Raw genomic sequence first — 11,912 nt, forward strand, 5'->3', positions numbered from 1 at the left:
CCTACAGGCCAAAGTGGCCAAGTAAGTAAAAGGTCTGGATATGTATGCGACCTTATGTCGCAGTATAGAAAGGTCTTCACGGCGCAGGTTGTAGGGCGTTAGAGCAAATTGCGCTGTAAACCCTGCTGTTAATCGCCGCAGGGTCTTGCGCGACCTATGTGGCGAGGGAACTTGCTCCCGTTCGGCTGCGCAGCCGTCGCAAAAACGGCCGACGGGGTTTGACTGACCCGATGGTGCAGGATGGTTTTGGGGCCGCTGCGCGACCCGGCGGGAGCAAGCTCCCTCGCCACAGGGGTAAGCTCAGCTCAGATAAAGTGCAGTTGCCAGGCACTTCGCCGACGATGGGTTTTTGCGTAAAATGCCGGCCTTTCGTCACACCTTACGGATCTCGCGTCATGGGCACTCTCACGGTCAACCAGAACAAACTGCAAAAGCGCCTTCGCCGTCAGGCGGGTGAGGCTGTTGCCGATTTCAACATGATTGAAGACGGCGACAAGGTCATGGTCTGCCTGTCCGGTGGTAAAGACAGCTACACCATGCTCGACGTGCTCTTGCACTTGCAGAAGGTCGCTCCGATCAAGTTCGAGATCGTGGCCGTGAACATGGACCAGAAACAGCCAGGCTTCCCTGAACACGTGTTGCCGGCCTATCTGAAAACGCTGGGCATCGAGTACCACATTGTCGAGAAAGACACTTACTCGGTGGTCAAGGAGCTGATCCCGGAAGGCAAGACCACCTGCTCGTTGTGCTCGCGCCTGCGTCGCGGCACGCTCTACACCTTTGCCGACGAAATCGGCGCGACCAAAATGGCCCTCGGTCACCACCGCGACGACATCGTCGAGACATTCTTCCTTAATATGTTCTTCAACGGTTCGCTCAAGGCCATGCCGCCGAAGCTGCGCGCCGACGACGGCCGCAATGTGGTGATCCGGCCACTGGCCTACTGCAACGAAAAAGACATTCAGGCCTACTCGGACTTCAAGCAATTCCCGATCATCCCGTGCAACCTCTGCGGCTCCCAGGAAAACCTGCAACGTCAGGTGGTTAAGGACATGCTGCAAGAGTGGGAACGCAAGACCCCGGGCCGCACCGAAAGCATTTTCCGCAGCTTGCAGAACGTGCAACCGTCGCAACTGGCGGACCGTAACCTGTTCGACTTCACCAGCCTCAAGATCGACGAAACCGCCGCTTCGCGGTTCGTCAACGTGGTCAACCTCTAATCAGAAACGGTAGGAGCGAGCCTGCTCGCGATTGCGTCGTGTCAGTCGACATCAACGTTGAATGACACATCTCTATCGCGAGCAGGCTCACTCCTGCAATTGTTTTTTGTTTCAACCTCCAGGAGAGGGCATGCGCGATTACAAGTGGCTGCACGAATACTGTCTGAATCGCTTCGGTTCAGCAGCTGAACTGGAAGCCCATCTGCCCGTTCCCAAGACCCCGGCGCAACTGCGCAAGATCAGCGACGATCGTTATCTCTCGACCATGGCCCTGCGCGTGTTTCGCGCCGGCCTCAAACACAGTCTTGTGGACGCCAAGTGGCCGTCGTTCGAAGAAGTGTTCTTCAAGTTCGACCCGGAAAAGGTGGTGCTGATGAGCGCCGAACACCTTGAGCGCCTGATGCAGGACGCGCGGATCATCCGACACCTGGGCAAGCTCAAGAGCGTGCCGCGCAATGCGCAGTTCGTACTGGACGTGGCGCATGAGAAGGGCAGCTTCGGCGCATTGATCGCCGATTGGCCGGTGACGGACATCGTCGGGCTGTGGACGTACCTGAAAAAGCGCGGCCATCAATTGGGCGGGTTGTCGGCGCCGCGTTTCTTGCGCATGGTCGGCAAGGATACGTTTGTGCCGAGCTATGACGTGGTGGCGGGGCTGAACGCGCAGAAGATCGTCGACAAGGTGCCGACCAGCCAGCGGGACCTGGCGTTGGTGCAGGATGTGTTCAACCAGTGGCATGAACAGAGTGGCGGCCGGCCGATGAGCCAGATTTCGATGATGCTGGCGTACACCGTCAATCATTAAGACCGAGTCGTGGCCTTCGCGAGCAAGCTTTGCTCCTACAGGTGCGGTGCAGCCCTTGTAGGAGCGAAGCTTGCCCGCGAAGGCGTCAGATCAGGCGGCGGAGATCTCGCCTTCACCCGCCAACTTGCGATTCAACTGAAACCGCCACCGCACATACAACAGCGCCGAGCAAAACACCGCCAGGCTCGCGCCCATTTCCAGCAAGCCAAACAGCTGCCGATTGGGGTCATACGCGGCCAGTGCGCCCTTGATGAAATACAGATTCACCACAAAACACATCCACGAATGCCCGCGTGCGCTGCCGATGATCATCCCCGGTGCGAGCAATAGCAGGGGCACCAGTTCGATCAGCAAAATCACCCACGGCCGGGCGCCGTGCAGGTCGGCAAATACCAGATAATAGGCGCACAGCAGCCCCACCAGCCCGAAAAAGCACAGCAGGCTGATCGCGCGCATCGCCCGGACCCGCGGTTCGAGCCATTCGATCGAGGGCAGAATCTTCGGCTTTTTCGCCACGTCAGTTCCCCAGTTTCTGCGCAGTCTTCGCCAGACGCAGGCCCAAGGCCCGGCATAGCGCGACTTCATGTTCGTTCAAACCGCTTTTGCCATCCGCCCCGGCGTGATGACTGGCGCCATACGGCGTGCCGCCGCCCCGGGTTTCCAGCAGGGCCGATTCGCTATACGGCAGGCCGGTAATCAGCATGCCGTGGTGCAGCAACGGCAACATCATCGACAGCAGCGTGGTTTCCTGACCACCGTGCAGGCTTGCGGTGGAGGTGAATACCCCGGCCGGTTTGCCCACCAGCGCCCCCGTCAGCCAAAGATTGCTGGTGCCGTCGAGGAAGTACTTGAGCGGCGCGGCCATGTTGCCGAACCGGGTCGGACTGCCCATGGCCAGGCCCGCGCAGTGCTTCAGGTCGTCGAGGCTGGCGTACAGCGCGCCTTCATCGGGGATGTCCGGCGACACGGCTTCGCATTCGGTGGAGATCGGCGGCACCGTGCGCAAGCGCGCTTCCATCCCGGCCTGCTCGACACCACGGGCAATCTGCCGGGCCATTTCATTGGTCGAGCCGCTACGGCTGTAATACAGAACCAGAATGTACGGCGCGCTCACGGCAGCAACTCCAGCACATTCTCCGGCGGACGGCCGATGATGGCTTTGTCGCCGACTTCCAGAATCGGTCGCTCCATGAGTTTCGGGTTGGCGGCGATGGCGGCGATCAATTGCTCCTCGCTCAAACTGCTGTCGGCCAGGTTGAGAGTCTTGTATTCGTCCTCGCCGGTGCGCAGCAGTTGCCGGGCGCTGATGCCGAGTTTGGTCAGCAGGCTCTGGATTTGCGCGGCGTCCAGCGGCGTTTCCAGGTAGCGGATCACGGTCGGGGTCAGGCCACGGGCTTCCAGCAGTTCGAGCGCACCGCGGGATTTCGAGCAGCGCGGGTTGTGATAAAGCGTCAGATCGGTCATGTGCGGGTCGCATCTTGCGTAAGGTGGCGGCTATTCTAACTGTGCAGCGCGTAATCCAGAACCTCGGGAGGCGATGGGTCGCAGGCGCATTCAATTTTGAACAAGGATTACGACATGACAAGACGACTGGCAGCAGCATTGGCGATCATCGGTACGTTGATGCTGGGGGGCTGTGGCAACGACTATGGCATCGACCAGAACGGCCAGAAAGTCGCCGCCGAACGTCTGGACAACCAATGGGTGGTCCTCAACTACTGGGCTGAATGGTGCGGCCCGTGCCGTACCGAGATCCCGGAGTTGAACACGCTGGCGGATCAGTTGAAGGACAAGAAGATAGGTGTGTTCGGGGTCAATTTCGACAATGTGCAGGGGGAAGAGCTGAAAAGCGCCAGCGAGAAACTGGGGATCAAGTTCACCGTGCTGGCGTCGGACCCGGCGGATCTTTTCGAGTTGCCGCGCAGCGAAGCGTTGCCGGTGACCTACATCATCGACAACAAAGGCAAGGTACGCGAGCAGTTGATGGGCGAGCAGACGGCGGCTGGGGTGATGGCCAAGCTTGAGGCGTTGCAAGCGGTCAAGTGACTGCGCATGGATCTTGTGGCGAGGGAGCTTGCTCCCGCTCGACTGCGCAGCAGTCGCAAAACCGGTACAAACGGTGTTCCTGATGAACCGAGGTGACGGGTTTTAGGGCTGCTGCGCAGCCCAGCGGGAGCAAGCTCCCTCGCCACAGGTATTCACTTGGCCACAGCTCGGGGTTATCAACCCTCTTCAAGCCACCAACGCAACGGCTTGCCTTCGGCCGGCCAGAAGCGCATCTGTTCGATCGGCGAAACATCCCAGCGCTGCACATTTTCCAGGGCCTGCATGAAGCGCTTTTCCTGCTCCATCACGGCTGGTGCGCACATTTTGCGGGTGCTGCCGATTTTGCCGAAGCTCAGCTTGTCACCTTCGAGCGTGTACGGTGCAAACCAGTGGTTGCAGCCGCCATTGCCGTAAGCCCGACCGTCTTCACCGAGGGTGATGGTCAGGTGGCTGTAATCCATCAGTGGACGTTCGCCGATCCATTCCAGGATGTAGCTGCGGTTTTGTTGCAATTTCACCGGCTCGGCGGCGCAGCCCAGCAGGCTGGCACCAACCAGGGCGGTCAGGGCGAGGTGTTTCATCACGCGGGCTCCTGGCAGGTCGGGCACAGGTGCTTCTCGCCAACGGTGGTCCAGCCCAGCTCGGCAATGCGCGCAGTGGCGGCAGGTTTTTCTGCCTTGTTGCCCAGTTTGGCATCGACCGCAAACTCAAAGCTCAGCTCTTTGGCGCAGCTGTCGCAGTTGACTTTCCAGGTGTGGATCGCCAATTCGCCGAACACCGGACCACTGGCCACTGCGACCCATTGGCCGGGCGGGTTGATCAAGTGGCGAACCGTTTCCACGGTCAGGCGCATGGACAGGTCCTTGGCACCTTTGAGGGTCACGATCAGCACGTCGTTATTACGAATCGAGCCGCCGTTGCCGGTGACTTGATAACGCCCCGGCACAAGGGCGCGGCATTCGGTGAGGGTGTGTTGCGGGTTCATCAGGCTATAGCGGAAATCGTGTTCGACCATGGGTCCTCCAAATATGCGCGGTATGCTATCACGGGCCTGCTCGCAGCATGGCGCGGGCAGATGACCTTCGATCTGGTTCAAATCACCGGTCGACTCATGGCACACTGCCGCTTTTGCATTTCTAAGGAACGGACATGGCGTTAATCGAATGTTATGAGTGCAAGCAACGCATCAGCTCCACGGCGCCTGCTTGCATTCATTGCGGTGCACCGGCGGGAACGGTGCAAGCGGCCACTTCGACGGCAGCGCCTGTGCAGGCACCCCTTTCTTTCGGGCGTTTACCGGAGGATGAGAAAGTGGCCAGGGTGACCCCGGCCGCATTCGGGCGTAAACGCAAAACCGCAGCCCCAATCGAGATGGCGGCGTCGATGCCCGCCTCCAACGGCGTGCGTCCGGTGGAACTGTGGCTGAAGCTGATGATTTTCTTTCTGCCGCCGTTTTTTGTCTGGTTCCTGCTGCGTCGCGGGCATTCCGTGGGGCAACGCTTGCTGGGTTTCGGCTGGCTGGGCCTGATGATTCTCTTGTCCAAGGCCTGATCGGGTCAGCCTTCGACCTGATTCTGCGACGTGCCGGCGGCCCATGCCGCGATGTTCTGTAGGGTGGTCGTGGCAATCGCGTCCAGGGCTTCGCGGGTCAGGAAGGCCTGGTGCGCGGTGATGATCACGTTCGGAAAGGTCAGCAGCCGCGCCAGCACATCGTCCTGCAGCGGCAGGTCGGAGCGGTCCTCGAAGAACAGCTGCGCTTCCTCTTCATAGACATCCAGCCCCAGATACCCCAATTGGCCGTCCTTCAGTGCATCAATCAGCGCCGGCGTGTCCACCAGGCCGCCGCGTCCGGTGTTGATCAACATCGCGCCGGGCTGCAAGTGCGCCAGTGATTCACGGTTGATCAAGTGTTTGCTCTGTTCATTGAGCGGGCAGTGCAGGCTGATGATCTGCGACTCGGCCAGCAATTGCGGCAAGCTCAGGTAGCGGGCGCCGAGGGCTTCGACCTGCGGATTGGGGTAGGGGTCGTAGGCCAGCAACCGGCAACCGAAACCGTTCATGATTTTCGCGAAGGTTGCGCCGATCTGCCCGGTGCCGACCACGCCGACCGTCTTGCCCACCAAATCGAAACCGGTCAGGCCGTGCAGGCTGAAATCCCCTTCGCGGGTACGGTTGTAGGCACGGTGCAGGCGACGGTTGAGCGCCAGGATCAGCGCCACCGCGTGCTCGGCCACCGCGTGCGGCGAGTATGCCGGGACCCGCACAATTGACAGCCCTAAACGCTTCGCCGCCGCGAGATCGACATGGTTGTAACCGGCCGAGCGCAGGGCGATCAAGCGTGTGCCGCCCGCTGCCAGACGTTCCAGCACCGGCGCGCTCAAGTCATCATTGATGAACGCGCAGACCACCTCGTGATGCTCCGCCAGCGCCACCGTATCGAGGCTCAGCCGCGCCGATTGAAAGTGCAGCTCGATACCGGCAGGCAGTTCGGTGCCGAGAAAACTGTCACGGTCGTAGGTCTGGCTGCTGAAAAGAATCGTGCGCATACGGTCCTCCTGATTTTTTTCGAGTCCTGTGTGGCCGCGCACCGTTCTATTGTGCGAACGGCTGTGGCGAGGGGCTCCCACACCTGGAATGGTGCCGCGACGAACAGAACCCGGTGAGCTTAGCGCCGATGCTGGCCGGCGCCATTGCGCTGCATCAAGCGTTTATCCGGGCATGGGCGGCCAGGCGGTTGATCGCACGGTCGAGTTCTTCCAGGGCGCCGGGGGCTTTGGGGTCCTGTTGCTTGAGCAGGGTTTCGCTGCGCTGGCAGGCGGCACGCAGTTGCGGGACGCCGCAATAACGAGTCGCGCCGTGCAGGCGGTGGACGCGCTCGATCAAGGCGTTGTTGTCATTGGTTTCCCGGGCCAGGCGAATGGCCTCGCGATCAGCTTCCAGGGAGGCCAGCAACATCGCCAGCATGTCCGCAGCCAGATCGGCCTTGCCGGCGGCCAGGCGCAAGCCTTCGTCGTGGTCGAGCACCTGCAATTCATGGGCGCCGCCATGGCTGTCGCTGGAGCGCTCCGGCCCGTGATTGCGCAACGCCAGGCCTGTCCACTTCAACACCACCTGGGCCAGTTGTCGTTCGCTGATCGGTTTGGTCAGGTAGTCGTCCATGCCGCTTTGCAGCAGCGCGCGTTTTTCGTTGGCCATGGCGTGGGCGGTGAGGGCGACGATCGGCAGCGGCGTGCAATGCCGCTCGCTTTCCCACTGACGAATCGCCTCGGTGCTTTGACGGCCGTCCATGCCGGGCATTTGCACGTCCATCAGCACCAGGTCAAAAGTCTCGCTTTGCACTGCTTTGACTGCCGCGTAACCGCTTTCGACCGCGAGCACCTTGGCACCCATGTCTTCGAGCAGGGTTTGCACCAGCAACAAGTTGGCCGGGTTGTCGTCGACGCACAGCACCTTCGGCGCGCGGCTCGATACCGGTTCGCCGGGCTCGCTGCGCTGCTGGCGCGGGTTGACCAGATCGGACAATGCCCGACGCAACTTGCGGGTGCAGGCCGGTTTGGCCTGAAGCTGACTGTGCGGGTTGGGCACCGAGAGGTGGAACAGCGTCTGTTCGGTGGTCGGGCACAGCACCAACACTTTGCAGCCCAGGTGTTCGAGGTCCCAGATGTGCTGGTTGAGGCGCTCCGGTGGCATGTCGTTGCTGGTGATGCCGAGCACCGCCAGATCGATCGCCTGATCGGTCTGATGCGCGCCGGTCACGCCATTGGTCAGGCTTTCCAGGGTATTGAACGGCGTGACGGCCAGGCCGCAATCTTCCAGCTGATGCTGCAAGGCCTGACGGGCCAGTTCATGGTTTTCCAGCACCGCGACGCGGCGCCCGAGCAGCGGCGGGCCGGGCAGGTCTTCGGCGTCGTCGCGGGTCTTGGGCAGGCTGAGGCTGATCCAGAATTCCGAACCTTCGCCCGGCGTACTGTCGACACCGATCTCGCCGCCCATCTGTTCGATCAGGCGCTTGGAAATCACCAGACCCAGGCCCGTGCCTCCTGGCTGTCGGGACAGCGAATTGTCAGCCTGGCTGAACGCCTGGAACAGCGCGCGCACATCCTGGTTCGACAGGCCGATGCCGGTGTCCTGAATGCTGATGCGCAGTTGCACGCTGTCTTCGTGTTCTTCTTCGAGCATGGCCCGGGCGACGATGGTGCCTTCGCGAGTGAACTTGATCGCGTTGCTCACCAGGTTGGTGAGGATCTGCTTGAGCCGAAGCGGATCGCCCACCAGCGACAACGGCGTGTCGCGATACACCAGGCTCACCAACTCAAGCTGTTTGGCATGGGCGGCCGGGGCGAGGATGGTCAGGGTGTCCTGCAGCAGGTCGCGCAGGTTGAACGGAATATTGTCGAGCACCAGTTTGCCGGCCTCGATTTTCGAGAAGTCGAGGATCTCGTTGATGATCCCCAGCAGGCTGTCGGCGGACTTTTCGATGGTGCCCAGGTAGTCGAGCTGACGCGGGGTCAGCTCGCTTTTTTGCAGCAGGTGCGTGAAGCCGAGAATGCCATTGAGCGGGGTGCGGATTTCATGGCTCATGTTGGCCAGGAACTCGGATTTGATCCGGCTCGCTTCCAGGGCTTCCTTGCGCGCCAGGTCCAGTTCGATGTTCTGGATCTCGATGGTTTCCAGGTTCTGGCGCACGTCTTCGGTGGCCTGGTCGACACTGTTCTGCAACTCTTCCTGCGCGTTTTGCAACGTGCCGGCCATGCGGTTGATGCCGGACGCGAGCTCATCCAGTTCCTGACTGCCAAGGGGTGGCAGACGGGTTTCCAGATGGCCGTCCTTGAGTTGCGCTACCGCCAGTTTGATCTGGCTGATCGGCCGGTTGATGGTCCGGCCCATGCGCAAGGCGAGCAGCGCTGCGCCGGCCAGGCCCGCGCCGATCAGCAGCAGGCTGGCGAACAGGCTGCGGTAACCGCGCAGCAGCATGCCGCTGTGGGACAGTTCGAGTTCGACCCAGCCCAACAGTCGGTCGGCTTCATCCGGTATCAGGTCGCCGGCAAGGTTGCGGTGCTTGCCAAAGACCGGCAGCAGATAGCGTGTCGCATCGTTGCCACTGTGGCGCAGCATCTTTGAGCCATTGCCCAACGGCGCCGGGTTGAGCATGGTCGGGCCGGCGTGGGCTACGGGCGTACGGTCGGCGGCGAGGAAGGTCACGGCGCGCACGTCCGGTGTTTCCAGCGACTGGGTGGCGATACGCTCCAGCAGCTCGTTGTCTTTGCGGCCCATGGCCGGGGCCACCAAGGGCGCGAGCTGTTCGGCGATCATCTCACCGCGCTGCATCAGTTGGGTTTGCAGGTCGGATTGCTGCATCCAGGTGAAATAGCCACCCAGGATCAGCGCCATCAGGCTGGTCGGCAACAGGGTCAGCAACAGCACGCGGCCTTTAATTCCCAGTTTCTTGAGCACGCATCTCTCCTGCATCCAGCTATTGATTGACCTGCACGTGCGTCCGGCACGCGCCATCGGGCCAGTGTAGCGATTTGCAGGCAGGCAATCTTCGTAAAATTGATGTCGTCATTCGTCGGCCGGACCGGCGCTTTCGCGCCACGGGCAAACCTTGGGTTGCCCAACGTCAGGCAATCTTGAATAATCTCCAACTGAGAATTATTTGCAGATACTCATGACTCCCATCTCTGTTGGCCATCCTCGCATCCTGTCCATTGAAGACGATCTCGTGCTCGGCGCTTATGTGCACGAGCATCTGGGCCGGTGCGGTTTTCAGGTGACCTGGTGCCAGAACGGCCAGGAAGGCCTGGACATTGCCCGCCAGCAACCCTTCGACGTGGTGCTGATGGACATTTTGCTGCCAGGGCTGAACGGGTTGAACGTGCTGACGCAACTGCGCCAGAGCCATTCGACCCCGGTGGTGCTGATGTCGGCGCTGGGCGCCGAGGCGGATCGCATCAGCGGTTTTCGCCTCGGGGCCGATGATTACCTGCCAAAGCCTTTCAGCATGGCCGAGTTGCGTGTGCGCATCGAAGCGATCCTGCGCCGGGTGGCGCTCGACCGTCGGCCGGAGCGGGCAGCGGCGACGTCCTCGGTCGACAGCCTGCGTTTCGATGACGAACTCTGTGACGTTTCCTATGGCGAACTCGCCGCCGGCCTGACCCGCAGCGAGTATCGATTGCTGGACACCTTGAATCGCAATGGCGATGAAGTGCTGAGCAAAGCCTTCCTTTATCAGCACGTGCTGCAACGCGGTTTTGCCGCCCATGACCGCAGCCTCGACATGCACATCAGTCAGATCCGCCGCAAACTCAAGGGCATCGGCTACACCGAGCGGGAAGTGCGTACGGTCTGGGGCAAGGGTTACGTGTTGAGTGCCGGCGATGAAATGGTCTGACTTGCCGGGCCGACACTCGCTGTTCTGGAAACTGGCATGTCTGTTGGTGGCGTTCTGTCTGCTGATGATCTGGCTGAGCTGGTCCTGGGGGCGCTACATGGAGCAGCGAAACCAGTTTTTGTCGGATCAGGCCCGAGTCACGCTGACGGGGTATGCCGCCGAGGCCGAGCAGGCGTGGCGTTCGGAGCAGAGCGCGGGCGTCGATGCCTGGCTGCATGGTATGAAACAGCGTGAAACAGGCTGGGTTGGCGTCATCAGCGGTGATTTGCAGTCCCTAAGCAGCCAGCCGCTCACTGACCAGGAAATCGAGCGACTGACTTTCCTGCGCGGCCTGGATTGGCCCATTCACAAGAAACGCCTGCCGTGGCTGCGCGTGCCGTTTCCCGGCGATTCGACGGCTGGCAGCCTGGTCATCGAACTGCCCCAGCGCTTCATGCCCGGCCAATACAGGCTGTTCTGGCGCGTGATCACCAACGGCATCATCCCGGGATTGTTCACGCTGTTGCTGTGCGTCGGCCTGTATCGGCTGCTGGTCGTGCCGTTGAATCAATTGCGCGAGCAGGCCAATGCCTGGCGCGCCGACCAGTTGAATGTGCGTCTGTCGAGCAGCACCACCAAACGTTCGGATGAACTCGGAGAGCTGGGTCGGGCCTTCGACCACATGGCCGAGCGATTGCAAAGCACTGTGGCCCTGCAGCAGCAATTGCTGCGCGACTTGTCCCACGAACTGCGCACGCCGCTGAGCCGTCTGCGGGTCGCCAGCGAAAGCGAGCAGGGGCTGGCGCAATTGCGCGAGCGCATCGGGCGGGAAGTCGATGGCATGCAGCGGCTGGTAGAAGACACTCTGCAACTGGCCTGGCTCGACACCGAGCGCGCACCGTTGCCCGACGAAGCGATCCAGGTCCAGGCGCTGTGGGAAATGCTCACGGAAAACGCTTGTTATGAAAGTACCTGGCCGGCGAGCCAGTTGCAGTGCGCGGTGGATTCGTCCTGTTGGGTTCGGGGCAATCTCAACACCTTGGCGCAGGCGCTGGAGAACATTCTGCGCAATGCCATTCGTCATTCGCCGAGTGGCGGTATCGTTCGTTTCAGCGGGCAACGTGACGGCGACTTCTGGCATTTGTGGCTGGAAGATGAGGGCGGCGGGGTGGCTGAGGCGGATCTGGAGCGGATCTTCTGTCCGTTCATTCGACTCGACGGCTCGCGGCCGGGGGATGGCGGGTTCGGCTTGGGGTTGAGCATTGCGAGGAATGCGGTGAAGCGGCAGGGCGGGAGTCTTTGGGCACAGAACACTGGGCGTGGGCTGCGGCTAAATATTCGGTTAGTGGCTGAGAGTGATGGCGTCAGTGACGACGCCATCGCGAGCAGGCTCGCTCCCACAGTGGATCTTTGCCGACCACAAATCGTCTGATCAACCCCGCACCCTGTGGGAGCGTAACGCTGAAACAGC

13 protein-coding genes are annotated in these 11,912 nt (G+C 61.2%); 6 read left to right on the top strand and 7 right to left on the bottom strand.

Going from position 1 to position 11,912, the window contains the following annotated elements:
• The first annotated feature begins 395 nt into the window (after positions 1–395).
• Positions 396–1,220 (top strand): tRNA 2-thiocytidine(32) synthetase TtcA, encoded by an 825-nt coding sequence (ttcA, locus tag FHL16_RS21150; RefSeq protein ID WP_010457122.1) that lies wholly within the window; start codon positions 396–398, stop codon positions 1,218–1,220.
• 130 nt (positions 1,221–1,350) lie between these two features.
• Positions 1,351–2,025: a DNA-3-methyladenine glycosylase I gene (locus FHL16_RS21155; protein ID WP_077749200.1), complete on the top strand. Its 675-nt coding sequence runs from the start codon at positions 1,351–1,353 to the stop codon at positions 2,023–2,025.
• Between the two features lie 90 nt (positions 2,026–2,115).
• On the opposite strand, the gene FHL16_RS21160 is transcribed toward FHL16_RS21155, so the two are convergent.
• Genes FHL16_RS21160 through arsC form a run of 3 tightly spaced genes read right to left on the bottom strand, consistent with a single transcriptional unit; the run spans position 2,116 to position 3,489 of the window.
• Positions 2,116–2,541, bottom strand: coding sequence for a DUF2069 domain-containing protein (locus FHL16_RS21160; RefSeq protein ID WP_010457118.1), 426 nt, complete (start codon positions 2,539–2,541; stop codon positions 2,116–2,118).
• Between the two features lies 1 nt (position 2,542).
• Positions 2,543–3,139, bottom strand: coding sequence for an NAD(P)H:quinone oxidoreductase (gene wrbA / locus FHL16_RS21165; protein ID WP_010457117.1), 597 nt, complete (start codon positions 3,137–3,139; stop codon positions 2,543–2,545).
• A complete protein-coding gene (gene arsC / locus FHL16_RS21170; protein WP_077749201.1) occupies positions 3,136–3,489 on the bottom strand; it encodes an arsenate reductase (glutaredoxin) in 354 nt (117 codons plus the stop codon). The genes wrbA and arsC overlap by 4 nt, the downstream gene beginning before the upstream one ends.
• Positions 3,490–3,603: 114 nt before the next feature.
• Here arsC and FHL16_RS21175 point away from each other — a divergent pair, with 114 nt between their 5' ends.
• Complete coding sequence (locus tag FHL16_RS21175; RefSeq protein WP_077749202.1) at positions 3,604–4,071, top strand: TlpA disulfide reductase family protein; 468 nt, start codon at positions 3,604–3,606, stop codon at positions 4,069–4,071.
• Between the two features lie 176 nt (positions 4,072–4,247).
• Here FHL16_RS21175 and FHL16_RS21180 read toward each other — a convergent pair whose 3' ends face one another.
• Together FHL16_RS21180 and FHL16_RS21185 are read right to left on the bottom strand one after the other, a co-directional pair.
• Entirely contained in the window at positions 4,248–4,652 is a 405-nt protein-coding gene (locus FHL16_RS21180) for an META domain-containing protein (protein WP_077749203.1), read from the bottom strand.
• Positions 4,652–5,086, bottom strand: a complete 435-nt coding sequence (locus FHL16_RS21185; protein WP_077749204.1) for a hypothetical protein — start codon at positions 5,084–5,086, stop codon at positions 4,652–4,654. Before FHL16_RS21185 ends, FHL16_RS21180 begins: the two co-directional genes overlap by 1 nt.
• Positions 5,087–5,220: 134 nt before the next feature.
• On the opposite strand from FHL16_RS21185, the gene FHL16_RS21190 reads away from it, so the two are divergent.
• Positions 5,221–5,622, top strand: a complete 402-nt coding sequence (locus FHL16_RS21190; protein WP_077749205.1) for a hypothetical protein — start codon at positions 5,221–5,223, stop codon at positions 5,620–5,622.
• A 5-nt stretch (positions 5,623–5,627) separates the two neighbouring features.
• Here the strand turns inward: FHL16_RS21190 and FHL16_RS21195 are convergent, their stop codons facing one another.
• Together FHL16_RS21195 and FHL16_RS21200 are read right to left on the bottom strand one after the other, a co-directional pair.
• Positions 5,628–6,617 (bottom strand): 2-hydroxyacid dehydrogenase, encoded by a 990-nt coding sequence (locus FHL16_RS21195; RefSeq protein WP_077749206.1) that lies wholly within the window; start codon positions 6,615–6,617, stop codon positions 5,628–5,630.
• A gap of 154 nt (positions 6,618–6,771) precedes the next feature.
• A complete protein-coding gene (locus FHL16_RS21200) occupies positions 6,772–9,525 on the bottom strand; it encodes a response regulator (protein WP_010457103.1) in 2,754 nt (917 codons plus the stop codon).
• Between the two features lie 214 nt (positions 9,526–9,739).
• Between FHL16_RS21200 and FHL16_RS21205 the strand changes: the two genes are divergently transcribed.
• Both FHL16_RS21205 and FHL16_RS21210 read left to right on the top strand, forming a co-directional pair.
• Complete coding sequence (locus tag FHL16_RS21205) at positions 9,740–10,462, top strand: response regulator transcription factor (protein ID WP_077749207.1); 723 nt, start codon at positions 9,740–9,742, stop codon at positions 10,460–10,462.
• Positions 10,449–11,873 (top strand): sensor histidine kinase, encoded by a 1,425-nt coding sequence (locus tag FHL16_RS21210; RefSeq protein WP_077749208.1) that lies wholly within the window; start codon positions 10,449–10,451, stop codon positions 11,871–11,873. The genes FHL16_RS21205 and FHL16_RS21210 overlap by 14 nt, the downstream gene beginning before the upstream one ends.
• The last annotated feature ends 39 nt before the right edge of the window (positions 11,874–11,912 follow it).

Source organism: Pseudomonas sp. FSL W5-0299, from assembly GCF_005930655.1.
GTDB classification, from domain to species: domain Bacteria; phylum Pseudomonadota; class Gammaproteobacteria; order Pseudomonadales; family Pseudomonadaceae; genus Aquipseudomonas; species Aquipseudomonas mandelii.

Bases quoted from the DNA above. Each gene is read 5' to 3' on its own strand.
- ttcA (WP_010457122.1), top strand. From the start codon at position 396: ATGGGCACTCTCACGGTCAACCAGAACAAACTGCAAAAGCGCCTTCGC.
- FHL16_RS21155 (WP_077749200.1), top strand. From the start codon at position 1,351: ATGCGCGATTACAAGTGGCTGCACGAATACTGTCTGAATCGCTTCGGT.
- arsC (WP_077749201.1), bottom strand. From the start codon at position 3,489: ATGACCGATCTGACGCTTTATCACAACCCGCGCTGCTCGAAATCCCGC.
- FHL16_RS21175 (WP_077749202.1), top strand. From the start codon at position 3,604: ATGACAAGACGACTGGCAGCAGCATTGGCGATCATCGGTACGTTGATG.
- FHL16_RS21180 (WP_077749203.1), bottom strand. From the start codon at position 4,652: ATGAAACACCTCGCCCTGACCGCCCTGGTTGGTGCCAGCCTGCTGGGC.
- FHL16_RS21185 (WP_077749204.1), bottom strand. From the start codon at position 5,086: ATGGTCGAACACGATTTCCGCTATAGCCTGATGAACCCGCAACACACC.
- FHL16_RS21190 (WP_077749205.1), top strand. From the start codon at position 5,221: ATGGCGTTAATCGAATGTTATGAGTGCAAGCAACGCATCAGCTCCACG.
- FHL16_RS21195 (WP_077749206.1), bottom strand. From the start codon at position 6,617: ATGCGCACGATTCTTTTCAGCAGCCAGACCTACGACCGTGACAGTTTT.
- FHL16_RS21205 (WP_077749207.1), top strand. From the start codon at position 9,740: ATGACTCCCATCTCTGTTGGCCATCCTCGCATCCTGTCCATTGAAGAC.
- FHL16_RS21210 (WP_077749208.1), top strand. From the start codon at position 10,449: ATGAAATGGTCTGACTTGCCGGGCCGACACTCGCTGTTCTGGAAACTG.